Annotated in this window: 22 protein-coding genes and 1 other RNA gene; 8 read left to right on the top strand and 15 right to left on the bottom strand. The window is 43.9% G+C overall.

Annotation, left to right across the window (positions count from 1 at the left end; all coding sequences use genetic code 11):
* Positions 1-149 precede the first annotated feature (149 nt).
* Together mltF and DUN60_RS24875 are read left to right on the top strand one after the other, a co-directional pair.
* The gene (gene mltF, locus DUN60_RS01820; protein ID WP_114633047.1) at positions 150-1,718 is read left to right on the top strand and encodes a membrane-bound lytic murein transglycosylase MltF; all 1,569 of its coding nucleotides are present in this window, start codon (positions 150-152) and stop codon (positions 1,716-1,718) included.
* A 318-nt stretch (positions 1,719-2,036) separates the two neighbouring features.
* Positions 2,037-2,171: a hypothetical protein gene (locus tag DUN60_RS24875; protein WP_004735176.1), complete on the top strand. Its 135-nt coding sequence runs from the start codon at positions 2,037-2,039 to the stop codon at positions 2,169-2,171.
* Between the two features lie 57 nt (positions 2,172-2,228).
* On the opposite strand, the gene tadA is transcribed toward DUN60_RS24875, so the two are convergent.
* From tadA to DUN60_RS01785, 7 genes are all read right to left on the bottom strand, one after another.
* Entirely contained in the window at positions 2,229-2,849 is a 621-nt protein-coding gene (gene tadA / locus DUN60_RS01815; protein ID WP_114633046.1) for a tRNA adenosine(34) deaminase TadA, read from the bottom strand.
* Between the two features lie 85 nt (positions 2,850-2,934).
* Positions 2,935-4,224, bottom strand: a complete 1,290-nt coding sequence (locus tag DUN60_RS01810; RefSeq protein WP_114633045.1) for a hemolysin family protein — start codon at positions 4,222-4,224, stop codon at positions 2,935-2,937.
* A gap of 219 nt (positions 4,225-4,443) precedes the next feature.
* Positions 4,444-6,006, bottom strand: coding sequence for an AbgT family transporter (locus tag DUN60_RS01805; protein ID WP_004735172.1), 1,563 nt, complete (start codon positions 6,004-6,006; stop codon positions 4,444-4,446).
* A 297-nt stretch (positions 6,007-6,303) separates the two neighbouring features.
* The gene (locus DUN60_RS01800) at positions 6,304-6,753 is read right to left on the bottom strand and encodes a prepilin-type N-terminal cleavage/methylation domain-containing protein (RefSeq protein WP_114633044.1); all 450 of its coding nucleotides are present in this window, start codon (positions 6,751-6,753) and stop codon (positions 6,304-6,306) included.
* Positions 6,743-8,083 carry a hypothetical protein gene (locus DUN60_RS01795; protein WP_114633043.1) on the bottom strand — a complete coding sequence of 447 codons (1,341 nt, stop codon included), beginning with the start codon at positions 8,081-8,083 and terminating at the stop codon, positions 6,743-6,745. The genes DUN60_RS01800 and DUN60_RS01795 overlap by 11 nt, the downstream gene beginning before the upstream one ends.
* Positions 8,080-8,712 (bottom strand): PilW family protein, encoded by a 633-nt coding sequence (locus DUN60_RS01790; protein ID WP_114633042.1) that lies wholly within the window; start codon positions 8,710-8,712, stop codon positions 8,080-8,082. The genes DUN60_RS01795 and DUN60_RS01790 overlap by 4 nt, the downstream gene beginning before the upstream one ends.
* Positions 8,693-9,199, bottom strand: coding sequence for a GspH/FimT family pseudopilin (locus DUN60_RS01785; RefSeq protein WP_114633041.1), 507 nt, complete (start codon positions 9,197-9,199; stop codon positions 8,693-8,695). The genes DUN60_RS01790 and DUN60_RS01785 overlap by 20 nt, the downstream gene beginning before the upstream one ends.
* A 102-nt stretch (positions 9,200-9,301) precedes the next feature.
* Between DUN60_RS01785 and DUN60_RS01780 the strand changes: the two genes are divergently transcribed.
* Positions 9,302-9,733, top strand: a complete 432-nt coding sequence (locus tag DUN60_RS01780) for a type IV pilin protein (protein WP_114633040.1) — start codon at positions 9,302-9,304, stop codon at positions 9,731-9,733.
* Positions 9,734-9,870: 137 nt separating this feature from the next.
* Here DUN60_RS01780 and dnaJ read toward each other — a convergent pair whose 3' ends face one another.
* From dnaJ to grpE, 5 genes are all read right to left on the bottom strand, one after another.
* Positions 9,871-11,019: a molecular chaperone DnaJ gene (gene dnaJ, locus DUN60_RS01775; RefSeq protein ID WP_017087727.1), complete on the bottom strand. Its 1,149-nt coding sequence runs from the start codon at positions 11,017-11,019 to the stop codon at positions 9,871-9,873.
* Positions 11,020-11,308: 289 nt separating this feature from the next.
* Positions 11,309-13,222 (bottom strand): molecular chaperone DnaK, encoded by a 1,914-nt coding sequence (gene dnaK, locus DUN60_RS01770; RefSeq protein ID WP_114633039.1) that lies wholly within the window; start codon positions 13,220-13,222, stop codon positions 11,309-11,311.
* A 389-nt stretch (positions 13,223-13,611) separates the two neighbouring features.
* Positions 13,612-14,649 carry a polysaccharide lyase family 7 protein gene (locus DUN60_RS01765; protein WP_017079897.1) on the bottom strand — a complete coding sequence of 346 codons (1,038 nt, stop codon included), beginning with the start codon at positions 14,647-14,649 and terminating at the stop codon, positions 13,612-13,614.
* 256 nt (positions 14,650-14,905) lie between these two features.
* Positions 14,906-16,180, bottom strand: a complete 1,275-nt coding sequence (locus DUN60_RS01760; protein ID WP_004735163.1) for a dicarboxylate/amino acid:cation symporter — start codon at positions 16,178-16,180, stop codon at positions 14,906-14,908.
* 392 nt (positions 16,181-16,572) lie between these two features.
* Positions 16,573-17,154: a nucleotide exchange factor GrpE gene (grpE, locus tag DUN60_RS01755; RefSeq protein WP_017059864.1), complete on the bottom strand. Its 582-nt coding sequence runs from the start codon at positions 17,152-17,154 to the stop codon at positions 16,573-16,575.
* A gap of 143 nt (positions 17,155-17,297) precedes the next feature.
* On the opposite strand from grpE, the gene nadK reads away from it, so the two are divergent.
* The 3 genes from nadK to bamE all read left to right on the top strand — a co-directional run bounded on the left by nadK (position 17,298) and on the right by bamE (position 20,664).
* Complete coding sequence (nadK, locus tag DUN60_RS01750) at positions 17,298-18,182, top strand: NAD(+) kinase (protein ID WP_017084432.1); 885 nt, start codon at positions 17,298-17,300, stop codon at positions 18,180-18,182.
* Positions 18,183-18,472: 290 nt separating this feature from the next.
* Complete coding sequence (recN, locus tag DUN60_RS01745; RefSeq protein WP_114633038.1) at positions 18,473-20,137, top strand: DNA repair protein RecN; 1,665 nt, start codon at positions 18,473-18,475, stop codon at positions 20,135-20,137.
* 167 nt (positions 20,138-20,304) lie between these two features.
* On the top strand, positions 20,305-20,664 hold the full coding sequence (gene bamE / locus DUN60_RS01740) for an outer membrane protein assembly factor BamE (protein WP_114633037.1): 360 nt from the start codon (positions 20,305-20,307) through the stop codon (positions 20,662-20,664).
* Positions 20,665-20,848: 184 nt separating this feature from the next.
* On the opposite strand, the gene DUN60_RS01735 is transcribed toward bamE, so the two are convergent.
* Together DUN60_RS01735 and DUN60_RS01730 are read right to left on the bottom strand one after the other, a co-directional pair.
* A complete protein-coding gene (locus tag DUN60_RS01735; RefSeq protein ID WP_004735158.1) occupies positions 20,849-21,160 on the bottom strand; it encodes an RnfH family protein in 312 nt (103 codons plus the stop codon).
* Positions 21,161-21,163: 3 nt separating this feature from the next.
* Complete coding sequence (locus DUN60_RS01730) at positions 21,164-21,592, bottom strand: SRPBCC family protein (RefSeq protein WP_004735157.1); 429 nt, start codon at positions 21,590-21,592, stop codon at positions 21,164-21,166.
* A 119-nt stretch (positions 21,593-21,711) separates the two neighbouring features.
* Here DUN60_RS01730 and smpB point away from each other — a divergent pair, with 119 nt between their 5' ends.
* Together smpB and ssrA are read left to right on the top strand one after the other, a co-directional pair.
* Positions 21,712-22,197 carry an SsrA-binding protein SmpB gene (gene smpB / locus DUN60_RS01725; RefSeq protein ID WP_004735156.1) on the top strand — a complete coding sequence of 162 codons (486 nt, stop codon included), beginning with the start codon at positions 21,712-21,714 and terminating at the stop codon, positions 22,195-22,197.
* Between the two features lie 66 nt (positions 22,198-22,263).
* Positions 22,264-22,630: a transfer-messenger RNA gene (ssrA, locus tag DUN60_RS01720) on the top strand.
* Positions 22,631-22,838: 208 nt separating this feature from the next.
* Here ssrA and DUN60_RS01715 read toward each other — a convergent pair.
* A complete protein-coding gene (locus DUN60_RS01715; RefSeq protein WP_114633036.1) occupies positions 22,839-24,719 on the bottom strand; it encodes an ATP-dependent zinc protease family protein in 1,881 nt (626 codons plus the stop codon).
* Positions 24,720-24,834: the final 115 nt, after the last annotated feature.

Here is a 24,834-nt window from a genome sequence, read left to right as displayed (position 1 = left end):
AACCGTTTGCGTTATTTTTTTTATCTTTCTGTGTAAATGGTACTTTTGCTGCATTTATCAGCACTTTTACAACTGTTTAAATAAACCTGCTTTGCCAGCCTTGCGGGGTTTGGTATAAAGGGGCTTCCACTTTTCGAGATTTCATTTTGATGCCTAAATTTACGCTCATCTTTTCGTCTAAGTTCCTTCTGCTCGCTATTGCCCTATTTGGGTTGGCTGGATGCCAGATTGAATCTGAACCTAAAAGTGTCCTTGAGCAGATACGAGAGCGTGGCGTTCTTCGTGTCGGCACCCTGAATAACCAACTCTCTTATTACATCGGTCCAGATGGTCCTGCTGGCTTGGATTACGAGTTAGCTCGCGAGTTTGCAGAAGAACTTGGTGTAAAGCTTGAGGTTAAACCCGCTTACCGTCTATCCGGCCTATTTCCGGCGTTAAAGAAAGGCGAGATCGATCTTATCGCAACGGGGTTAACACAAAACAGCAACCTGACACGTGCCTATCGCGCTGCGCCTGCTTATTACTATGTAAGCCAACAAGTCGTGTACAAAAAAGGTCAGTGGCGACCAAGAAACCTCGATCAACTGATCAAGTTTGAGAACGATCGTCAGGCCGAGTTTGTAAAAGAACAAACTGAATCAGAAGAAACGGCATCAAATGAAACACTGACGCCATCTTTAGTTGTGGTGAAAGACTCCCACTTTGAACCAACGCTAAAACAGCTCCAAAACACACACGATGACTTTATCTACGATGCGGTCGGTAATGCAGACATCAATGACCTGCTAAAAGAAGTATCAACCGGAGAGCGACTGTTTACCGTTGCAGACTCCATTGAGCTTTCATTGGCTCAGCGTTTATACCCTGATGTGGCTCTTGCTTTCGAACTTACTGAAGACCAACCTATCTCTTGGTACTTAGAACGTTCAGAAGATGAAAGCCTGTATGCGTTGCTGATTGAGTTCTTCGGTAACCTTAAACAGTCTGGTGAACTGGCTTCACTGGAAGAGAAATACATCGGTCACATTGGTACCTTTGACTACGTTGATACTCGTGCCTTTATCCGCGCATTGGACAGCAAGCTACCTAAATGGTCGCCACTATTTCAGAAATACTCGCAAGAATTTGATTGGCGCTTAATCGCAGCTTTGGCATACCAAGAGTCACACTGGAACCCAGTCGCGCGTTCTCCCACAGGTGTTCGTGGCATGATGATGTTGACGTTGCCAACCGCGAAGAGCGTAGGTGTAACCAATCGTCTTGACCCGAAACAGTCGGTACAAGGTGGCGTGGAATATTTACGTCGTATCGTGAATCGAGTTCCTGACTCAATTACTCAACATGAAAAGATCTGGTTTGCCCTCGCCTCATATAACGTAGGTTACGGTCACATGATGGATGCTCGCCGCTTAACTAAAGCACAAGGCGGCAACCCTGACGCTTGGGGTGATGTCAAAGATCGACTTCCTCTATTGAGACAAAAGAAGTACTACAGCCAAACTCGATACGGCTATGCGCGTGGTGATGAAGCAAGGAATTACGTTGAGAATATTCGCCGTTATTACCAAAGCATTATTGGTCATGTGAATAAGCGAAATAAAGAAGAAGAAGCGAGCCTCGAAGGTTTGGTGGTTATCCCACCTTTAGAGATCTCGGGCGCTGAATCGACAATCAGTGCGGCTGAATCCGCTGTCGACGAAGCTGAGTCTTCCAAATAAATAAAAAAGAGCAATGCTATATAGCGTTGCTCTTTTTTTTTATACATGAGCCACTGGTTCGTATTGGCTAGTTCGCATTGAGAAACTAAACCAGCAAAGTGACAGTTAAACTTGAGGTGTCATATTGCAGTAACAATTGAACTTTATAACGACACACCATAAGCGCCATGATGTTCTGTTGTATTCAGACACTGACAATCGCGATGGTTACTCAAAAAGTATCGCTAAGTTCGCGGCAGAGATCATAAACAAGTAACCACTATAATTAAAACTGAAGTCATAATTACAAAGCCAGACGACAAATAGGAAATCGTTGAAATGATGAAGAGTAAACTGAAATCGAAGCGCCTTGATAAGACCGTTGCTGCAAACCGTCGTAAGCGTATGCTTTCAAATAATAAGAAGAAAATCATTTGGCGCAACCGTGCTTTCATGCAGATACTTTCTGAGTAAAAATACCGAGTAAGTTTTCTGTGGCACTCTTACGATAGAGAGTGCCGAAGCTTGCTGCTATTTTTTGTTACAGACCTTATTCTTATTACTTGTCTTGTCAGATTCTAAACACTGCTCTTCCAACAGACGGTCTTGCTTTCGTTTTTCTTTTATCTCTTTTCTACGACGCTTGAAAAACGCCTGCAACTGCTCACGACATTCTGCTTCTAATAAGCCATGCTCAACATCGGCATAGTGGTATGAGGCTTGGCTTTCAAAGAGGTTCAATACCGTACCTGCTGCGCCTGCTTTTAAGTCAGGAGCACCAAAGACAATCCGCTTCACTCGGCTGTGTAACAAGGCACCAGCACACATTGGGCAAGGCTCAAGCGTGACGTATAAGGTGGTATCAAGTAAGCGATAGTTTTCCAAGGCTTGCCCAGCTTTACGCAAGGTTTCGATTTCTGCGTGTGCCGTGGCATCGTGGCTGCCAATAGAACGGTTCCAACCTTCAGAAATAATCTCACCCTCTTTTACCAACACGGCACCAACGGGAACCTCTCCCTCTTTCTCTGCTTGCTTAGCAACCTCAATGGCGCGTCGCATGAAGATTTCATCTTGAGGGGTGAATTGATGGTCTGACAAAGGGAACTCCAGAAAACAAAGGATAAGAACAAAAAAAGGTATGCGGAGAAGCATACCTAATCTTAGTAATAATGAACAACAAAGAGATAATGAACAACAAGCGTTAGCTTGTTCGTTTAATCTCTCGCTAGCGGCTTATCTAACTAACATCATCGCCTAGCTCATTGACTAATCTTGTCGCTTTAACACTCACGATACGGTTGTTCTCAACCGAGATGATTTCAAACTGCCACTGCTGGTATTGAACAACTTCGCCTGCATCAGGTAAGCGTCCTATTAGCCAAGTCACAAGGCCATTCAACGTTTGGAAGCCTTCGCTTTCCCCCTCAAAATCCGACAGCTCTAAACGATTTTTCAGCTCACTGATAGGGATTAATCCATCCACCAGCAATCCGTCTTCCACTTGTTCTGTCCATAGGTCATTGGGGTTATTGGATAACTCACCTGCAATCGCTTCAAGAATATCATAATGAGTCACAAGGCCTTGCACATCGCCATACTCGTCGACAATGAATGCCATCTCGGTACCCGACTCTTTAAAGTAGCCAAGTAGCCGCAGTGCCTTCATCGATTCTGGAACATAGATCGGCGACTTAGACAGCCCCATGATGACTTGAATACTTAAATTGCCTGCCTGATTCAGCAAGGCTTTGGACGACACCGTACCGACCACTTTATTGAGGTGATCTTGGCACAATGGAAATACACTGTGCTTTGAAGAGCGCAGTTTCTTAAATATCTGCTCTACAGGTTGCTCAATATCTAGAAAGTCGACATCTCGACGTGGCGTCATCAAAGAGCTTACAAGGCGATCATCAAGCTGCAAGATATTACGAATCATCTCTTGCTCGCCGCGCTCAATCACTCCAGATTCTGAGCCCTCTTTCACCAGTGCATGGATATCGTCTTCAGTGACACTATCTTCTTCACCGCCACGCCCCATCAGCTTTAAGATGCCTTCGGTTGACGCAGACAACGCAAACACAAACGGCGTCGCGATTTTAGATAACCAGAAGATTGGCAGCGCGACTAACACAGCAATATTTTCAGCTTGGGATTGAGCAAAACGCTTTGGCACCAACTCACCTACAACAATTGCGAAGTAAGTAATACCAACAACGACTACCGCAGTAGATAAGATATTCGCTTGTGTTGGGTCGAATCCCCACAGCTCAAGTTGAACCGCAAGTGGAGCTGATAACGTAGCCTCGCCCACGATACCGCTGAGTAGGCCGATTACCGTAATACCGATTTGAATGGTTGAAAGGAAGCGGGTTGGGTTTTCTTTGAGCTCAAGAGCAATCTGAGCGGAGCGATGTTTTTCGGCTAAACGCTTTAGCCGACTATTCTTTGCTGCTACCAATGCAATCTCAGACATGGCAAACAGACCATTTAAAACAATTAACCCTACTAAAAGCAGAATTTTCATGTGGCTTGGATTTCCTAATTTTACCGGCCAACAATTAGCCGTAATCCGGAGTATAAGCTGAGTGCCTTTATTTGGGATATAAAAAGTTTTGGATATAAGAAATCTTGGACACAAACAGAAGTAGAAAAAAATGGCGAAAAAAAAGCTCGCACATTTCGGTGCGAGCTTCGATGATTTTGTCTTACTGACTTTTGCTTTTCTTACTTAGCTTTACTTATCTTACATTGTGTAAGTGTAAGGAGCTTGGATACCTAGTGGGATACCAAGAGCCCAGTAACCTAGCAAGAAGATAGACCAACCGATTAGCATAGCAATCGAGAATGGCATCATTAGAGAAGCTAGAGTACCGATACCTGTCGACTTAACGTAGCGTTGACAGTAAACAACAACCAGTGGGAAGAACACCATCAATGGAGAAATGATGTTAGACACTGAATCGCCTACACGGTAAGCCGCTTGAGATAGCTCTGGAGAGATACCCACAACCATTAGCATAGGAACTAGGATAGGACCAATCAGTGCCCACTTAGCTGAAGCAGAACCTACAAGCAGGTTAACTGCAGCCGTTAGTAGAATCATACCAACAACCGTTGCTTCACCAGGAAGATCCATCGCTTTCAGGCCTTCAGCACCGTAAAGCGCCAGCATAGTACCGATGTTTGATTGAGCGAATGCAGATAGGAACTGAGCACAGAAGAACGACATTACAATGTATGCGCCCATCGTTGCCATTGTCTCAGACATCGCTTTGATAACATCGTTACTATTCTTGAATGTACCCGCTACACGGCCGTAGACGATACCCGGAATAATAAACAGAATGAAGATCAGAGGAACGATAGACTTCATTACTGGTGCTGAGAACGCCGTTAGCTCACCTTCAGGCGAACGAAGTGCTGAGTTTTCAGGAACCAAAGCTGCGATAAGCAGACCAATACCTGCAACCATAGCCCAACCCGCGAATTTGAATGCTTTAGATTCAATCGCTGTGAACGTACCTAGATCAGGTGCTTGTTCAGCATCTTCATCTACTGGAGTTTTTGCAAGACGAGGTTCAATGATCTTCTCTGTCACGTACCAACCGATACCAACAATGAGAACTGAAGACAAACCAGTAAAGAAAATGTTCGCTAGAGGGTTAACCACGTATGCAGGGTCAAGAACGTTTGCCGCTGTTTGAGTGAAGCCTGCTAGTAGCGGGTCAATACCTGAAGGAATGAAGTTCGCTGAGAAACCACCTGATACACCAGCAAACGCTGCTGCAATACCCGCTAGAGGGTGACGACCCGCTGCGTGGAAGATGATACCGCCAAGAGGGATTACTAGAACGTAACCTGCATCTGCTGCTGTGTGAGACACGATAGCAACCAAGATTAGCATTGGCGTTAATAGCTTAGCTGGCGTGAAGTTCAGCATCTTCTTAAGGCCAGTCGTAATGAAGCCTGAAGAGTCAGCAACGCCAACACCTAGCATAGCAACAAGTACGATGCCTAGCGGTGCGAAGCCTGTGAACGTGGTAACCATATTCGCTAGGAAGCTAGCAAGCGCTTCACCAGTTAATAGGTTGTTTACTTCTAGAGCAGCACCCGTTTGAGGGTTGATTAGGTCGAATGAAAGATTCGATAAAAGTGCAGATGCTACCCATACGATAACTAGAGCCCAGAAGAACAGAATTGCAGGGTCTGGAATTTTGTTGCCGGCGCGTTCAATGAAGTTTAGAAAGCGATCCATCCCACTGATCTTCTCAGTCGATGGTGCTTTTTTTACAGCTTGGTTACTCATTGTAACTCCATATGTGATGTTGTTTGTTTAGGCCTAATAAAAGTTTTGACCATGGCCTATTGGTACAGCACATATTCTATTAAAGTCGCTGTTAAAAAGCACAAGGTTCCACATCATTTTCCATAAATGGAGACATATTTTGCAAAAATACTGTACAACAGCAACAATATAAAAACACAAAAAACACCATTCCATATACAGAGTTTTAACTGGCACGTAAACAATGTCCGAGGAGTGAAAACTATCAGTAAAGGGGATTCGTAGGCCTTGGCATGCAGTAAACGTTTGCTTAATAGATCAATCAAACTCACTGTATTTGGAGAGCATAGTCTCGAGGTAAATGCTTTGCGAACGGTTCATACGATCTTGCCATGCAACGGAAACAGTAATGCTTTTTAACGCACCCGACAAAGCGCCAGCAGCATTCTCCACCTCACAAGTCATCGCATACCCAGAGTCCGACAAACCGGATAAAGGATCTGAGCTTGTCGTGTTGAGACAATAGTTCGCTTGATTGAGTTGCGAAAAAGGAATAAGCCCTACTGCCCCACTCACATCCGAGACTCGCGTTCGATAATATTCCATTTGCCTTTCAGCAAAGTGAAGTGCCTCTACACTGTGAAGCGCAAAGTCCGATTTTTGTTCCGCGTAGACCTGCAGCTTAACCAACCCTAACGAAGCAACACCGATGAGCAGAAAAGAGATAAGCACCTCTATCAAACTGAAACCTTGGTGTTTAGAAGTCATTCCATGAGCCTCGCTTCCATTGGTAAATCGAAGGCGGATCACTCGGATTAGATTCTGAACGAAAATCCAAATCCATATCACCCACAATCGTTGTCACACCAAGTGGCGAATCAAAGATAAGGCCGCCTGAAGGTAAACCAGAGGCAAACTGAATCCCGACACTTTTTTTCAGGACGGTAGCGTCATCGATGTCTTTGATAAAAGGTGCAAATACATTGGGAGTAACAAGCGCTTCCCAGAAGTCATCTATACGAGTTTTAACATGGCTCTTTTGATAATCGACCAAATGATAAATCACACCGTTGTAAGTCATGGCACCATTTAACGCGAGCACACCATCTTGAATCACCAGAAGTTGAGATTGATTGTTGGCGGCAGCAACCGCTGAATTGATATGGCAATTTCCCTCAACCCACAATCCTTTGGTTTGCCCTAGAGTAAAATGGCCCATGATTTCGGTGCCGCACTCTGTCGCATCCAGTATCTGCACGCGCTTAAAAAGATCAGTGTCTTGTGATAAGTCGACAATATTTTGATCCGTTTTCGCGATACCAAAGAAAGTATAAAACGGGTTCATATTTGGATCAGGGTTAAAGTCTTTTTGGAAGGGAGGCGGATTCGTTCCTTGAGAGGAATCAGGTGCATAGATTGAATAGCGACTTCCCGAATTACCTTTGGGTATCTCTGTTTTATATTCACTGTCACACACGCCATCAAAACCAGAAAACGGACCATCCGCACTTGGGTCGAGCACTTCTAAGCCTAACGTTTGTCCTGAATCACCATGCGTTGAATCGTATTGGTAAGTAAAAAGGTCGGCAAAAGTAACACTGACGCATTCATATTCATTACCACTGATCGGTTCTTCTTTTACTGTTGGCTTCAGGCTTAATGTACCAATGATCTCAATCGGCCCTGTTGATTGAATCGCCCCACTTCCCAACTGAGAGCTCTCACGAATGGTTTTAGACAGCAGCTGTGTATCAGTTGTAGATGCAATAATATAAGCAATGGAACTCGCACTATCCGAAACCTCAATTTGGGGGGCGTTGTCATATGGAGAACACCAATCAGAAAAGTCGGCAGGGCGTGCACTGGCATCTTTGATATCTAAAACGGTTTTATCGAGCTCACGTAGATAGGAATAAGTACACTCTAAACCACCTTCCGAACGCCAGTGATTTTGCCTTCCTTGCACTTCATTTTGAGTTACTTTAATTTGATGGAATACACTGCGATACGTACCTAATGTCACCACTAAAGCACCAATTAAAAGCACCGATGTGATCAACAAGGTCACCACGCCGCGTTGCTTTCTAAACACCATCATTGCCAATTCCTTTGTTTAACGGAAACCGAAACCGATTTGGTAACACCTGCGGTTGGAATTGAAGCCGTAATGCTGATATCGGTAAGCGTGGTTTTAATAGAGTTCTGCTCTAATAACTGAGCATCAACACTGAATGCATCTACCTCGATCAGGCTGTCATCGAAAAGTGAGTAACATCCAGTAACCTGATTAAAAGTAGGAATCGCCTCAGATACAGTGGTGCCCTTCTCACATATTTTCAGCTTGGTTCCATCTTTCTGATAAACGATATTTCGATTATCTTTGTTTCCGTTCGAGCCCTCTCTGAAGTAGACAAACCCAACGGCAACACCGCCACTCACTTGGATGGTATTGCTCGCTCCAGATAACTTGATTGAGTAACCATTAGAGCCATCGTAGCCCGCTCGTTGGATATCTTCTTTCATGACCTGCATCGTACTGGTTAGATTTTGCAGCAGTAATAACTCAATGCCTTTATCTTTAGCAATTCTCTGCCCCGTAATGAAGACGCTGCCGATAATCGAAATAGCGAACACGCCAATCACAGAGGCCACCATTAATTCAATCAGTGATGTGCCTTGCTGCTTGCTAGGAGCTACCGCTGTCGATTTAACACGCATCATAGCCATACTGTGCACTCGACTCACCACATACCTTAATTCGCCCCGGCGGGCTGGATAATTTGATCAAAACCCGATCGGTTGAAGCCGTATTAGGAGCTAAATAGAGAGTCCCACGAGCAGGCCTCCCACGAACGCTCTCAAAAGTAATCCTGTCTCCGGTGTAATTATGAGAAAAAGAAAGGTCACGAAAGGGGTCGCCCGACAACTGCAGTAAGGTTTCTCCTGACAAGTCTTCGGTCGGTTTTAACCAAATAGTCCAATCTCCAGTTGATTGCACTTCATTCTTTTCCATCGAGAAATGAACCCAAAGATCTTGATTCCTTTTTACTGACTCTGACTTAGCCTGAATAAGAAAACCATTCAACTCGCCAGCCAATCGCTGCATCTTGACGGTTTGCGTTACTGAACTAAAACTCGGGGCAGCCGTGGCTATCAGTATCGATAACACCGACACCGTGATTAACAGCTCTAATAAAGTAAACCCGCGAGTCATTTCCCAATTTCCTATGTAATACCGCTCGTAACCGTATTTAATCTTGCGCCGATGCTACCACCGGAGAAAAATAGGCAGAGATATTAAAGGAAACTACTCGCGATGATTCGAAGAAATATATGCAACAACAACAACTTAAGCATTAGAGGGATGACATTGATCGAATTATTGATCGCTGTCGCCATCGTGGGGATACTCGGTGCCATTGCGTATCCAAGTTATACGAGCCATGTAATTAAAGCGCACCGAGTCACCGCGATAGCTGATATAACAAAGATACAATTGGAAATGGAGACACTGTACACGGGGAACTATGCATCCGCAGCGGAGAATATTATTTCCGGAGGGACATGTTTCTTTTGCAATACCGACACCAGCCGATACACGTTAGCGATTTCGGCGAGTAGTACCACTTATGCCATTCAAGCAGAACCACTTTCACAGCAAGTGAATGATGAATGTTTAGACTCAAATACCGATAAGTTAGAATTGCACCACTCGGGTGTTTCAGAGCCAGAAGCGTGTTGGAAGTAACAAGAACAACCACCAAAGGGCTCGATAATTTATCTGAGAAATCTCGACTCTTTCTTCTTTGAGCTTCTTTTCTCTGATCTACAGGTACAAAAAAGCCTGCACACTGGCAGGCTTTAAGATTTTCAAATCACTATCAATTACTTAGTTAGGTCATCGAAGAAGTTTTTAACGCCGCTGAAGAAACCTTCAGACTTTGGCTTGTGCTTGCTTGCCGCTTCACCACAACATGTCTCTTCGAATTCACGCAGTAGTTCTTTCTGACGAGAGCTTAGCTTAACCGGTGTTTCAACCACTAGTTTAACGATTAGGTCACCTACACCGCCGCCACGAACGCCTTTCACGCCTTTGCCACGCATACGGAACATACGGCCCGTTTGTGTTTCTTCTGGCACTTTAAGGTTTACACGACCATCGAGTGTTGGAACTTCAACTTCACCACCTAAAGCTGCCATAGAGAAGCTTACTGGCACTTCACAGTAAAGGTTGTTGCCGTCACGCTCAAAGATGTTGTGCTCTTTTACGTGTACTTGTACGTACAAGTCGCCAGCTGGAGCGCCGTGCTCTCCTGCTTCGCCTTCGCCAGATAGACGAATGCGATCACCAGTATCAACACCTGCTGGGATCTTAACGTTAAGCGTTTTCGTCTTCTGTTTGCGGCCTTGACCATGACATGAGTTACATGGGTCTTTGATGATCTTGCCTTTACCGTTACATGTAGGACAAGTCTGTTGAACCGCAAAGAAACCTTGGCGCATTTGTACCTGGCCGTGGCCATGACAAGTACCACACGTTTGTGCAGAAGAACCCGCTTTAGCGCCACTACCATCACAAATGTCACACTCTACAAGAGTTGGTACTTCAATCTCTTTAGATACACCACGAACGGCTTCTTCTAGAGAAAGCTCCATGTTGTAACGTAAATCAGAACCACGTTGTGCACGCGCTTGACCGCCGCCACGACGACCGCCGCCAAAGATATCGCCAAACACATCACCGAAGATATCGCCGAAGTCACCTTGGCCACCGCCGCCGTAACCGCCGCCACCACCCATGCCACCTTGTTCAAAAGCTGCGTGGCCGTATTGGTCATAAGCTGCTTTCTTTTGAGCATCGGTTAGGATCTCGTACGCTACTTTTACTTCTTTAAATTTGTCTGCTGCGCTGTCATCACCCTGATTACGGTCCGGGTGGAATTTCATCGCTAAGCGTTTGTACGCTTTTTTAATATCGCGCTCTGATGCATCGCGGCTTACGCCTAATACTTCGTAAAAATCACGTTTTGACATGTTCTAGGTCACCAAATAATTGCTACTACCGAATGATCACTTCAGTAGTCTGTGTATCAATCTAGATAAAAGTTCTGCCGGCTGAAACACCGAATAAAGCTATTATCTAGATCGACAAGTCTAAATACAAATTTACGGGCGTGAGAGTTACCTCTGACGCCCGTATATTTAGAAATCGAAAAACGACTTTTTCTAAGCTAAAACACGTTAGTTCAAGGAGAAGGCACGGAGCTTACAAATGTAAGTGAGTACCTTCGACGCAGAAATTACGTGTTATAGCGACGAAAAATTATTTTTTATCGTCTTTAACTTCTTCAAACTCCGCGTCTACCACGTCGTCGTCTTGCTTAGGTTGTTCACCAGCGTCAGCACCAGCTTGTTCAGCTTGAGCTTTCTGTTGAGCAATTTCCATTAGCTTTTGAGCTGCTTGCATAAGTTCTTGAACTTTAGCGTCGATAGCTTCTTTGTCGTCACCAGACTTAACTGATTCTAGAGCTTCGATAGCTGCTTCGATTTTAGCTTTCTCGTCTGCAGGTAGAGCTTCACCAGCTTCTTCTACTTGCTTCTTAGTGCCGTGAATCATTTGGTCAGCTTGGTTACGTGCAGTTACTAGCTCTTCGAACTTTTTATCAGCTTCTTTGTTAGCTTCTGCTTCTTGAACCATTGCTTCGATCTCTTCCTCAGACAAACCGCCTGATGCTTGGATAGTGATCTTCTGCTCTTTACCCGTTGCTTTATCTTTAGCAGATACGTTCAGGATACCATCAGCATCTAGGTCGAATGTTACTTCAACTTGTGGCATGCCACGTGGTGCTGGTTGGATACCTTCTAGGTTGAACTGACCAAGAGACTTGTTGTAAGTCGCTTGCTTACGTTCACCTTGAAGAACGTGGATAGTTACTGCGCTTTGGTTGTCTTCAGCTGTAGAGAACACTTGATCCGCTTTAGTAGGGATAGTTGTGTTTTTCTCGATAAGCTTAGTCATTACGCCGCCCATCGTTTCGATACCGAAAGATAGAGGAGTAACGTCTAGAAGAAGAACGTCTTTAACTTCACCAGCTAATACACCACCTTGAACAGCAGCACCCATTGCAACAGCTTCGTCAGGGTTCACGTCTTTACGTGGCTCTTTACCGAAGAATTCAGTTACTTTAGCTTGAACCATAGGCATACGAGTTTGACCACCAACTAGGATAACGTCAGTGATTTCACCTACAGATAGATCAGCATCTGCTAGAGCAACTTTTAGTGGCTCAAGAGAACGTTGAACTAGGTCTTCAACTAGAGACTCAAGCTTCGCACGAGTCACTTTGATGTTCATGTGCTTAGGACCAGTCGCATCAGCAGTAACGTAAGGTAGGTTTACGTCAGTTTGAGTAGTAGAAGAAAGCTCGATTTTCGCTTTTTCTGCTGCTTCTTTAACACGCTGCATTGCTAGTGGATCAGATTTAAGGTTGATACCTTGCTCTTTCTTGAACTCATCTACTAGGTAGTTGATCATGCGGTTATCGAAATCTTCACCACCAAGGTGAGTGTCACCGTTAGTTGAAAGAACTTCGAAAGTCTTCTCGCCTTCTACTTCATCGATCTCGATGATAGAGATATCGAATGTACCACCACCAAGGTCGTATACAGCGATAGTGCGATCACCACCTTGCTTGTCTAGGCCGTAAGCCAGAGCAGCAGCAGTTGGTTCGTTGATGATACGTTTAACATCTAGACCAGCGATACGGCCAGCATCTTTCGTTGCTTGACGTTGAGCATCGTTGAAGTAAGCAGGAACAGTAACAACTGCGCCAGTTACTTCTTCGCCTAGGAAGTCTTCAGCTGTTTTCTTCATTTTCTTAAGAACTTCAGCAGATACTTGAGGAGCAGCCATTTTTTGGCCTTGCGCTTCAACCCATGCATCACCGTTATCAGCTTTAACAATGTTAAAAGGCATGATTTCGATATCGCGTTGAACTTCTTCATCTTCAAAACGACGACCGATTAGACGCTTAATCGCGTATAGCGTGTTTTGAGGGTTAGTAACTGCTTGACGTTTCGCAGGTTGACCAACTAGCGTCTCGCCTTCAGTGTATGCGATTACCGATGCTGTTGTGCGTTCGCCTTCAGCATTTTCTAATACGCGTGGTTTGTCACCGTCAAGAACAGCAACACAAGAGTTAGTAGTACCTAAATCAATACCAATGATTCGACCCATCAGGCTTTCTCCGAATAAATTCTATTTAGTTTTTTGCTATACCCACTATGTGGGGGGTAGTAATCAGGGATTCAACCCTAATACACAAAATTTAATTGCAAATGTATTTTGCTTTCGTATGCACCATAGATAAGGGCTGCAAACTAATTTTCAAGGGAAATAGGTAAAAAAAATCTGTTTTTCCCCCTATCTTTCTACTTAAAGGTAAAAAGTGGCTTACCCCTTACTGCTTAAGGCTCGAAAGTTGACATATTTACGCGTTCATCGTCATAAATAAAATGTCTCTCTATTCTATCTCGCATAAAAAAGACCTTCATATGGAAGGTCTTTTTTCAACTAACAGCGAGTCGAACCGTTATTGATTCTGCACTATTTTTGATTCGGCAATATTATTGATTAAGAACTAACTGGTAGAAGCTTGCTTGGGTGTAGTCACCCGCTTCCATACCACGCCACTCACAGGCAGAACTCGACTTCTTAGTATTACACTGGTTATACGCACCCGCTTTGAAGTACATCCAGTCTTGACCGTAACCAAGATCGATATCGTGTCCCTGATATTTACCTTTTGCCAAGTCAACATCATACGTCTTCACAATAGGATCGGCTGAGTTTGGATTTTTAGTAAAGGTTAAGTGCATGATGTTATCTTTGATATTCACATCATATGAGAACACTTCACCTAGCTTTATGCCATCAGTAGGATCAGAGCTGCCTTTTTTCAGATTGTATTGACCAAATACATCATGGCGAATGTCTTTACGAAGCTTCTTACCGTTTTCATCCTTCGCATTTTTCATCTCTGTCGGCGGGTTTAATTCATAGTTCCACGTTAACGAACCATGCTCATGCTCCGGTAGTTTACGGTAAACAATTTTCAGAGGTTCATTATCCGAGCCGTGGATTTGACCAATAACCACAGAGAATGCACCGGTTTTCTTATAGTTACCGCTGGTGCTCACCTGATCAACAGAAAGTGTTGCCGTCATCTGCCCACCGATAGAGCCAAACTCTTCCGCGTTCTTATGGCTTGAAATCGCGAAGTTGTTGCTCGGCGCAGAGTAGCTATCCGCTAGCATAGCTCTTAGCTCACTACGCGTGTTTTTACTGTTTGGCGTCGTTGGAGCTGTATTCGGAGCCACAAACACCATCGCACCAGATTCAGCATCCGTGTAGAACCATTTAGGGTGAACGTAAGGCGTGTCTACATTCGACAGTTCCTTTTTTCCAATCTCCAGCGTTTTACCTTTTCTAGACCCTTCAGTCGTCAGCTCCGGTAAGTTAATTTTCCATTTAGATAAATCGAAGTTTTGTGCTGGTGCTTTTGCAGGGTCAAGATTGAACTGTTGACCAATATCGTGATTCGAAGCAAGAGCGGGAGCGGCTAAAAGGCTGGCAGTCAGTAGGCTAAGGTAAGACAGCTTCATTATTGGGTTTCCTTTATGTCGTCATAATGTAGGTTGCCAGAACAATAAAATAATATTGTATTATTATATGTGATCTATATTAAATATTGAAAACTGATGGCCAATTCGGTACGAGTAGAAAGAAAAAATGAGACTTAACACCAATCAAAGATATTTTTAGCCAAGTTATCAGATAGCCCAAAGCACTTCTCAGCAGAAACAAAAAAGCCCCGCTCTCATTGAGCAGGGCTTTTAGTTATCGAATCTTAATTAAGAATTATGCTTCTGCTTTCTTTAGCTCAGCTTCTTCGTTAGCTTCAACGCCAATTTCGTTTTCAGATTTCGCTACGATAGTGTTAACCGCAGTATCACCAACAACGTTAGAAGAAGTACAGAACATGTCACAGATACGGTCAACAGCAGCAACAATCGCTAGACCTTCTGGTGGCAAACCTAGTTGGTGCAATAGAACACCGACCATTACAACACCACCACCAGGAACACCACCAGCACCGATAGACAGTAGCAGGATAGTTAGACCTAGAGTGAAGATGTCAGCAGTGTTGATTGGCTGACCGAATGCGTTTGCTACGAACATAGTTGCTAGTGCGATGTAGATAGATACACCAGACATGTTCATTGTTGCACCTAGTGGTACACCGAAACCTGCCACTGACTTAGATACGTTCAGTTTGTCCGTTAAAGTACGCATTGTTACTGGAATCGTCGCGTTCGAACTTGCAGTCGATAGTGAAAAAAGGATTTGCTCACGAGTTGCACGTAGGAACTGCTTTGGAGAAATACCAGTGAATGAACCAACCATCATTGGGTAGAAGAAGAAGATCCAGAACACAAGCATCGCTACAACAAGCGCTACATAGCCAGCAACTGACATTAGCGTGTTTGCATCAAGTGTTGCACCTAGTTGAATCATCAGAGCAAATACACCGTATGGCGCAAGGCTCATTACTAGGCCGATAAGCTTCATCATGATTTCGTTAGCCATCTTGAATGTCTTGATAGCTGGGCCACCACGAGAATCAAGAGCTTGGATAGCAAGACCAGTCAGAATAGCCATGAAGATGATTTGTAGCATGTCGCCACTTGCAAACGCTTCTACAGGGTTGCTAGGAACGATGTTTACAACAAGAGAGAAGATATCTGGCGTTTCAGTTGTTGTAAGCGCAATTGTCTCAGAAACTGTACCCGCTAGATTCGCACCAGCACCCGGTTGGAAAATAAGACCAATCGTTAGCGCTGCAGAAATCGCGATGATGGTGTTAATAATGTAAAGACCAAAGGTTTTACCACCAAGACGACCGAATGAACGAATATCTTTTAGCTCAACGATACCGCAAACAATAGATACGTATACAAGAGGTACTACAAGCAACTTGATAAGTGATACGAACATACCACCAGCACCTTCAGCAGCGCCGAGTAGGTACGTATCAAAAATAGCAATGCCGCTGAATAGGTACTGAATAGCAGTACCAATAATAAGGCCGGCAAACAAGCCTACAAAAATCTTACTTGAGAGCGATTTGTCCATCGTTCTTCTCCAGTTTGTTGTGTTTAAAAATTGTACTTTTATAGTTATATATGCGACCCAAATCGCTATATTGCAGTGGATTTTACATACAAAGGTAACAATTAAAAGCATTTATTTACAAAAACATTACAAGTGTGACATCAAAACATTTCTTCATTAACAACCAGTTTCATAATATAAAACTCTAAATCACTGTTCTGAATAAAATAAAAAGAACGACATTCTTAATGCGATTTTGGTGACTATTCACGTGGACTCTCAAGTTACAGGCATAAAAAAAGAGAGGCATATGCCTCTCTTTTCATTTCATGTTAACCAGTGAATTGTTTTGTCGCCGCTATTGTCTTACTTCACAACTGCAATAATCAACTGCTTAGCAAGCGGCTACTCAATTACTTAGCAACCATTACCATTGCAGGGCGAATAACACGGCCGTTAAGCTCGTAGCCTTTCTGCATAACAAACATCACAGTGTTTGACTCGTGGTCTGGGCTTTCTTGAATCGACATTGCTTGGTGGAATTCAGGGTTGAATGCTTCACCTTCAGGGTTGATCTCGGTAAGACCAAATTTAGCCACTGTATCTACGAACGTTTTGTGGGTTAGCTCAACACCTTCAAGAATCGGCTTAACCGCTTCGTTCTCAGCATCTGCAGCTTGTACTGCACGCTCTAGGTTATCGATAACAGGTAGTAGGCCTTCAGCGAATTTGTTTAGCGCGTATTTACGTGCTTTATCCACTTCTTGCTCAGTACGACGACGCATATTCTCAACTTCAGCCTTTGCGCGAAGAACAGAATCTTGCTGCTCTTTCACTTTAGACTCACTAGAAAGCAGTGCGGCTTCTAGTTGAGCAATTTTTGATTCCTGCTCATCAGCCGCGTCTTCATTCAGTTCAGCTTCTTCAACTTTCTCAGCTTCAGCAATGATCTGATCTAGCTCTTCTTCGGTTACTTTGTTTTCTTCGTTGCTCATGATATCTCCAGAATTCGTTTTCAATGCCAGTGACAGGCGTGTTTGCGCCTCAAATTGATATAAAACACTCGCATAGACGTTCAACTTGCCTTTATTATGGGGATGAAGAATTTTGATTCAAGCCTAATTCGTTTGGAAACGTTATGAAAAAGCCATTTGAAGTCATCGCAATTATTGGTAAACCTCGAGATCAGCAAGCAATTCAGACTCATAGAGAGCTCTATCAGTGGTTAAGTACTGAGGGTTATCAAGTGTTTGTTGATGATAGGCTCTCCAGCATTTTGGATGATATCCCACAAGAACATTTTTCTAGCCTGATTGAATTAGGTAAACGTGCCGATCTCGCGATTGTAGTGGGTGGTGATGGAAATATGCTCGGTGCCGCTCGTATTTTGTCGCGTTTCGACATTTCAGTCATCGGTGTTAACCGAGGCAATTTAGGTTTTCTGACAGACCTGAACCCTGAAAACTTCCAAACCTCACTCACCGATGTACTTAAAGGTGAGTTTATGGAAGAAGAGCGATTCCTACTCGAAACAGAGATACATCGTCACGGCCAAATAAAAAGCCACAACGCGGCACTCAATGAAGCCGTACTTCACCCAGGTCAAGTCGCGCACATGATCGAGTTTGAGGTGTATATCGATAACAGCTTCGCCTTCTCACAGCGTTCTGATGGCTTGATCGTCTCAACACCGACAGGTTCTACCGCCTACTCGCTTTCTGGCGGCGGCCCTATCCTGTCATCAAGCCTAAATGCTATCTCACTAGTGCCAATGTTCCCGCACACTCTTTCAAGCCGCCCACTGGTGGTGGATGGAAAACGTCGTATCAAGCTGATCGTATCGCCTGATAACCGCGGTACTCAGGAAGTCAGCTGCGATGGCCAAATCTCGCTACCGGTTTCCCCTGGCGATGAAATCCACATTTACCAAAGCCCGAATGTACTTAAGTTGATTCACCCTAAAGACTACAACTACTACCATGTTCTACGTAACAAACTAGGCTGGTCGAGTAAGCTGTTCTAAACAAACGACTCTAGTAATAACCGAAATTTGAAAGGCTGACGACATGCGTCAGCCTTTTTTATTGCTAGTAAAAAGCCCGCCATCTCTCTCTTCGTCTCAATGATTCACATCGTCATTCCCAAGAGAGAGGGCCGACTGAGTTAGGAATCTATAGCGGTTTCAGTGATCTACGAACAACCTCAATTCTGATAACGGTCACAAAAAAATTTCACCTGTCGACTTTACTGTATAAAGAAACAGTATATACTGATCTTATATACAGTATTGTTCAGTTATACAGGTAAATAAAAATGCTGGCTCATTTAAGTGTTAATAATTTCGCTATTGTTAAGTCTTTACAGCTAGAACTCTCTAAAGGCATGACAACAATCACCGGTGAAACGGGTGCGGGTAAATCTATCGCTATCGATGCTTTAGGCTTATGTCTTGGGGGAAGATCTGATGCAGGAATGGTAAGACAAGGAGAAGATAAAACCGAAGTCAGTGCCGCTTTTTTACTTGAGAACAATCTGCACGCTACCCGCTGGTTAGAAGACAATGAACTGCTTGATGGCGGTGAATGCATCCTACGCAGAACCATCTCCAAAGAAGGTCGCTCTCGTGCATTCATCAACGGCAGTCCTGTCCCTCTTTCACAATTGAAATCACTAGGGCAGCTGTTGATCAACATTCATGGCCAACACGCGCACCATCAGTTGATGAAAAGCGATTACCAAATGGCCATGCTTGATCAATACGCAGGTCACTTGAACCTATTGAAGTCGACACGTAACGCTTACCAATCATGGCGACAAGCCGATAACCACTTAAAAGAGTTACGTGAAAATAGCCAGCAAAACCAAGCTCAAAAACAACTTCTTGAATACCAAATCAAAGAGTTAAATGAGCTGTCTATTGGGGAGGAAGAATATGAAGACCTCGAACAAGAGCATAAGCGCCTCTCCAATAGCGGAGAATTGGCCACAACCTGTCAGCAAGCTATCGAGCTTATTTATGAAGGCGAAGAAGTTAATGCGCTTGGTATTCTGCAATCGGCCAATAACTCCCTGATTCAGTTAGCTGAGCTTGATGAAAGATTGGCTGAATTGCCGAGCTTACTGTCTGAAGCCATTATTCAGATTGAAGAGACCAATAACGAATTAAGAACCTACCTAGACAGCATTGATGTCGATCCAGGTCGTATGGCTTACGTTGAAGAGCGTTTCTCTAAAGTGATGTCGATGTCTCGTAAGCACCACGTATTACCAGAAGAGCTTTATAAGCACCATCAAGACTTATTACAACAAGTTGAAGCGCTGGATTGCTCTGATGAAAAATTGGAAGAATTAGCAAACGAGGTAGAAAACCAATACCAATCGTTCGTTGCTAAATCAGAGAAGCTTCATAAATCTCGAACTCGTTACGCAAAAGAACTCAACAAGCTGATCACGCAAAGCATGCACGAACTGAGCATGGAAAAAGCGCAGTTTGCCATTGAAGTGAACAACACCAACACACACCCTTCTCCATTGGGTATGGATAACGTAACCTTCATTGTTTCGACCAACCCAGGCCAACCAATGCAGCCAATTGCTAAAGTAGCCTCTGGTGGTGAGTTATCACGAATCTCACTGGCGATTCAGGTGATCACAGCGCAAAAAGTGGATACACCAAGCCTGATTTTCGATGAAGTCGATGTGGGTATCAGTGGGCCAACCGCTGCGGTTGTCGGAAAAATGCTGCGTAAGCTGGGCGAATCTACGCAGGTAATGTGTGTAACTCACTTACCTCAAGTTGCCGGTTGCGGTCACCAACAGCTGTTTGTAGCGAAGAACACGAAATCAGGTAAAACTGAGACTCAAATGCACACGCTTGATGAGCAACAACGCGTCTCAGAGCTTGCTCGACTGCTTGGTGGCAGCCAAATTACCGAATCGACACTTGCCAATGCAAAAGAGTTATTAATCGCAGCTTAGGTTACATATTCGGCAACTTTCTGATAATTTACCGAAAATTCTTGGCAATTTTGCAACTTAATTCAAAATTGCCAGTCATAACAAGCTCAAAGCGCAAGGAGCTTTTTACTTCTTGCTGGAGCTTGTTTATTATCAGGCAGTATTTTAGCGAAGAAAGATCTCAAACTATGCGAATTAAAAAGTGGTTAGTTGCAGTTCCACTTGCACTAACAATGTTGACCGGTTGCTCTCTACTAGAGAAGTTGGTTTATCGAATTGACATCAATCAGGGTAACTATGTTGAACAAGAAGCTGTCAATCAGCTCAAGTTTGGCATGACAAAAACACAAGTTCGTTACGTTATGGGCTCACCAATGCTTATCGAAAACGGCTACCCAGATACGTGGTATTACATTTACCACCACCAAAAAGGCCATGAAGACCCTATTCAGAAAAACCTAGTCGTTAACTTTGATGCCACAGGTACTCTAGTAACGATCAACGGTGATTTTGAAGCCAGTGATGAGTTCTTCGAAAGCCTTCGCTAGCTTTCAACCAACGAAGCTTTCCCGTCGACAAAGCTATCAGTCGACAAAGTATGAATCGCAAAAGCCTGCTCACATGAGCAGGCTTTTTAATATCTGCAAACAAATTATCTGCGTTGTCTAACCAACAAGCACAAAAAAGCTCGCCAATATAGCGAGCTCTCTTCTTAGTCGAACTTGTTTAGCATTAGGATTTAGCAGCTGCTGCTTTCGCTTGCTCAGCACGCTTACGGCGAATCTCTTTTGGATCAGCTAACAGTGCTCGGTAGATTTCGATACGATCTTTATCGCGAACCGTCGCATCAAGCTTAACATTGCGGCTAAACACGCCAACCTTATTTTTCGCTAAGTCGATTTCTGGATACAGTTCCAAAACACCAGACTGTGCAATAATCTCTTCCACAGTCGCGTTTTTGTTCACCACCAAGGTAAACACACGCTGCTCGTGCGGAAGCGCAAACACAACCTCTACATGGATCATATCCGATTCAATAGTCATGGCTTAATAAACCTGTTTCGCGCGTTGAGTAAAAGCACTGACCATATTGCTCGTCAGCTCATTGAAAACCTTACCAAATGCCATTTCGATCATTCGGCTAGAGAATTCAAACTCTAACTTAAGCTCAACCTTACACGCTTGCTCATCGAGCGGAGTAAAGTACCAACCACCCTGCAGCTTTTTGAATGGGCCGTCCACCAGCTCCATCAAGATCTCAGCACCATCCGCTAAGCGGTTCGATGTGGTAAATGTTTTGCTGATACCAGCTTTAGAGACATCAACCGAAGCCACCATAGTTGAATCTGAAGATTCGATCACACGTGAACCAGAACACCCTGGCAAAAACTCGTGATAACGAGCAACATCATTGACCAAGCTGAACATCTGGTCGGCACTAAACGACACTAATGCTGAACGAGTAACCTTTGGCATATAGACTCCTGTTAAAGACAGCGTTACATTAACACAAACTGCAATTTTAATTGTATTGGGCCAGAGCGCAAATAAAAAGGATTCCCCAATTAGGGTGCAATCCGTATAATGAGGCCATTATGGCAAAGAATAAATCAAAATCAAAAGCCGGTAGTAATACCATTGCGCTTAATAAGAAAGCTCGCCACGAATATTTCATCGATGATGAGATAGAAGCGGGGCTTGAGCTACAAGGCTGGGAAGTAAAATCCCTACGTGAAGGCAAAACCAATATCGCAGAAAGCTACGTCTACATCCGAGACGGCGAAGCATTCATCAGTGGTATGACGATCACTCCGCTCACTCAGGCGAGTACTCATATCGTGGCGAACCCAACACGTATCCGTAAACTACTAATGTCGAGAAAAGAACTCGACAACCTTATCGGTCGTATTAACCGTGAAGGCATGACACTTGTCGCAACCGCGCTTTATTGGTCTCGCTCTTGGGCGAAGATTAAAGTTGGCGTAGCGAAAGGTAAAAAGCTGCACGATAAACGTACTGATATGAAAGAAAAAGATTGGGCGAGAGATAAAGCACGAATTATGAAGAGTAATTTGCGTTAATTTTAAGCACTTAAACGCACAGTGCTAGACAGGCAAAGCTTTTCTGGTACTATGCAAATAACACTTGGGGCTGATTTAGGATTCGACAGGAATTTTGAAGTCTGAGGTGCATGCCGTGGGGCGGTTGGCCACGTTAAAAGCCGCAAAAAAATAGTCGCAAACGACGAAAACTACGCACTAGCAGCTTAATAACCTGCTCAGAGCTCTCTTACCCTAGCTTCCGCTCGTAAGACGGGGACCAATAAGAGATCAAACCCAAACTAGCTAGCGCGGATTCTCCCACCTGAGAGGAAAAGCGCGAATAACAATTCAGGTTAGCCTTTAACTAGCGTGTCGGTTCGCAGGTTGCTGGTGAAATTAAAGATCGACTAAGCATGTAGTACCAATGATGAATGATTTTTGGACGCGGGTTCAACTCCCGCCAGCTCCACCAAACGTTTGGAAAGGGCCAACTCGAAAGAGTTGGCCCTTTTTTTATCTTTATTTTACTTGCCATAATATGACAAATTACATTGCTAACAATGAGTTACAATTAGCACATCAACAATAAAACCAGACACTCAATAAAAAACCACACATCCCATTGCTGAAACGTGTGGCTGTTTAGAACTGTTCTATTTCGCTTTTAGCAAGTAAAGGCGTTAATCCATCTCGCCCAACAAGTAATCTTCATCACTGCTCACTACTGCGCCGTGCTTTAAGAAGTTCTTGCCTAGGATCATGCTGTACTCAAAGCGAGATCGGTCTTGAAGGTTTACCCTCACCTCTTTCTCTAAGTCACCTAACTTAACCTTCATTTCAACGACAGGGCGAATGTTCACCTTCTCACCTTTCTTGGCTTTAATGCGCATGACATCAATCACTGGCTTGGTGAACTCTTGCTTATCGCCTTGGTTGTTTTGATAGGTAAAACTCACCATGTCTTGGCCATCTTTCTTAAATCGCTTGATATTGACTGCATTCATTGAGCTGACATCCGCGCCAGTGTCTAGCTTGGCAGGGAATTTCATACCGTTCACTTCAACAACTTCGATGTGCCCAACTTTAAACAAAGGCTCCGATTTCAAAAGATAGTCAGAACGAGTATTCACATATACCCCATCTTTCGCCATCTTCTTACCTAAGACGAAGTAAGCCTCTTTTTCATTCGTGTTCAACACGTCGATAGCAAACTCTTGTTGGCGAACTTTACCAGCTCCTAAAAACTCACCACTAACAACTGGGCGAACATCATCACCGACTCGAAGCTTTTTAATTACTTTCTTAATGACTTTCTGTTGTTCACCATTCGCATCAATAAGGAAAAATTCAACGGACGTATCTTGGCCCTTTCTTGTCATTTCAAAACTATCAACCTTTAGCAAAGGCGTGTTTACGGTAAATGAGGCAACTGCCTTCATAGGGAAACCATCTAAGGTGATACCTTCCTCCGGTGAGATAATCAACGGCTCACTCTTTTTCGCAACCTCGCTGAAACTCTCAGAACCTTTAGAGAGAATATTTTCAGCGTTGGTATCAATCATGAAAAGTTCGCTAGCGGTGCTCGTTCCAAATCTCAACTGTGACTCACTGCTAGAACGGTCACGTAAGTAAACTAGAACATCTCGTGTTGTGTTTTCATCGAGTTGGACGGGCACATATACTAAAGGTCTCTTCTTACCGCCCACACTCAACATACGAACTAATGGCAGCGTCATTTCTTTTTGCTTGCCGCCGTTGTCGACCATATCAAACGTGACTTCGCTGTTTTTCTTGTCTACATCGATATTTTTTGAATGCAAAATGCTGTAACGATTCTTTAGAGAGAAGGTCGCATTCATCGCCATTCCCGAGATAGACACGACCTCTTTTCGACCTACTACTGTCGCGTTTTCCTGCTCTTGCAAGTAGTCATAGCCCGCAAACACTAAAGCGTTGTCAGCAAGGAAGGTTTTACCAATCAGCACTGGCGCAGAGAAATGGCTTCTGTCGGTCAGGTTAACATCGGTTTTTAGCTCTTGGTCTGCAATGGTGAGCGACATTTTTACGGTAGGACGAAGCAAAGGCGTGCTGCTGGTGCGGCTGCGTATCATGCTGACACGCTCTAAAGGCGCTTTAATTAATACCATGTCACCCGTACGCGGGTTTTGAACCTTGAAAGAGACCACAGCCTCATATTTCGCAAAGGTACTGCCATTCCAATCATCGTAATCAACATCGGAATTATTCAACAGGTCTTCGGTTAGCGCCGCCATCAACTCTTTGTCTTTAAGGTTCTTGTAATCGGCACTCGTGCTCTTCACATGAATGTCTTCCGCATGCATAGAGGTGGTTTCTGCACCAGTATCGATTTTACCAATGAAAGGAACGTCTTTTAGCCCTTGAACGCTAGAGAGGTATACATTCTCAGTACGGCCTAATACCGCCTTGCCATCCAATTCATAAGTTGGGTTTTGAGTCGTGTGCGAAGTGTCTGTAGCCAAAGCATATTGTGAAAAAAGTAGCGTACTTAGAAGAGTTAGAGCCAAAGGTATCTTTTTCATTAGTTGGTCCGTTGTGATCAGTTCACTAATAATACTGGCGTTTCGGCGAAGAGTTCCCCTACCAGTACAGGTTCTCACATAACGTTAACGCTATGAGTTTTTCAATGACAAACCG

Origin of the sequence: Vibrio splendidus, assembly GCF_003345295.1 — a bacterium.
Lineage (GTDB): Bacteria > Pseudomonadota > Gammaproteobacteria > Enterobacterales > Vibrionaceae > Vibrio > Vibrio splendidus_K.
The sequence above is the reverse complement of the archived record's forward strand: the minus strand, read 5'-3'. Positions and strand labels throughout refer to the sequence as shown.

What these genes read in the sequence shown, in the direction of transcription:
- DUN60_RS01765 (WP_017079897.1), bottom strand. Translation starts at nt 14,649, where the DNA reads ATGAAGCTGTCTTACCTTAGCCTACTGACTGCCAGCCTTTTAGCCGCT.
- dnaJ (WP_017087727.1), bottom strand. Translation starts at nt 11,019, where the DNA reads ATGTCAAAACGTGATTTTTACGAAGTATTAGGCGTAAGCCGCGATGCA.
- DUN60_RS01795 (WP_114633043.1), bottom strand. Translation starts at nt 8,083, where the DNA reads ATGATGGTGTTTAGAAAGCAACGCGGCGTGGTGACCTTGTTGATCACA.
- bamE (WP_114633037.1), top strand. Translation starts at nt 20,305, where the DNA reads ATGCGAATTAAAAAGTGGTTAGTTGCAGTTCCACTTGCACTAACAATG.
- smpB (WP_004735156.1), top strand. Translation starts at nt 21,712, where the DNA reads ATGGCAAAGAATAAATCAAAATCAAAAGCCGGTAGTAATACCATTGCG.
- DUN60_RS01805 (WP_004735172.1), bottom strand. Translation starts at nt 6,006, where the DNA reads ATGAGTAACCAAGCTGTAAAAAAAGCACCATCGACTGAGAAGATCAGT.
- recN (WP_114633038.1), top strand. Translation starts at nt 18,473, where the DNA reads ATGCTGGCTCATTTAAGTGTTAATAATTTCGCTATTGTTAAGTCTTTA.
- nadK (WP_017084432.1), top strand. Translation starts at nt 17,298, where the DNA reads ATGAAAAAGCCATTTGAAGTCATCGCAATTATTGGTAAACCTCGAGAT.
- tadA (WP_114633046.1), bottom strand. Translation starts at nt 2,849, where the DNA reads ATGCTTCTCCGCATACCTTTTTTTGTTCTTATCCTTTGTTTTCTGGAG.
- DUN60_RS01760 (WP_004735163.1), bottom strand. Translation starts at nt 16,180, where the DNA reads ATGGACAAATCGCTCTCAAGTAAGATTTTTGTAGGCTTGTTTGCCGGC.
- DUN60_RS01780 (WP_114633040.1), top strand. Translation starts at nt 9,302, where the DNA reads ATGATTCGAAGAAATATATGCAACAACAACAACTTAAGCATTAGAGGG.
- grpE (WP_017059864.1), bottom strand. Translation starts at nt 17,154, where the DNA reads ATGAGCAACGAAGAAAACAAAGTAACCGAAGAAGAGCTAGATCAGATC.
- DUN60_RS01730 (WP_004735157.1), bottom strand. Translation starts at nt 21,592, where the DNA reads ATGCCAAAGGTTACTCGTTCAGCATTAGTGTCGTTTAGTGCCGACCAG.
- dnaK (WP_114633039.1), bottom strand. Translation starts at nt 13,222, where the DNA reads ATGGGTCGAATCATTGGTATTGATTTAGGTACTACTAACTCTTGTGTT.
- DUN60_RS01800 (WP_114633044.1), bottom strand. Translation starts at nt 6,753, where the DNA reads ATGACTTCTAAACACCAAGGTTTCAGTTTGATAGAGGTGCTTATCTCT.
- DUN60_RS01715 (WP_114633036.1), bottom strand. Translation starts at nt 24,719, where the DNA reads ATGAAAAAGATACCTTTGGCTCTAACTCTTCTAAGTACGCTACTTTTT.
- DUN60_RS01790 (WP_114633042.1), bottom strand. Translation starts at nt 8,712, where the DNA reads ATGGCTATGATGCGTGTTAAATCGACAGCGGTAGCTCCTAGCAAGCAG.
- mltF (WP_114633047.1), top strand. Translation starts at nt 150, where the DNA reads ATGCCTAAATTTACGCTCATCTTTTCGTCTAAGTTCCTTCTGCTCGCT.
- DUN60_RS01785 (WP_114633041.1), bottom strand. Translation starts at nt 9,199, where the DNA reads ATGACTCGCGGGTTTACTTTATTAGAGCTGTTAATCACGGTGTCGGTG.
- DUN60_RS24875 (WP_004735176.1), top strand. Translation starts at nt 2,037, where the DNA reads ATGATGAAGAGTAAACTGAAATCGAAGCGCCTTGATAAGACCGTTGCT.
- DUN60_RS01810 (WP_114633045.1), bottom strand. Translation starts at nt 4,224, where the DNA reads ATGAAAATTCTGCTTTTAGTAGGGTTAATTGTTTTAAATGGTCTGTTT.
- DUN60_RS01735 (WP_004735158.1), bottom strand. Translation starts at nt 21,160, where the DNA reads ATGACTATTGAATCGGATATGATCCATGTAGAGGTTGTGTTTGCGCTT.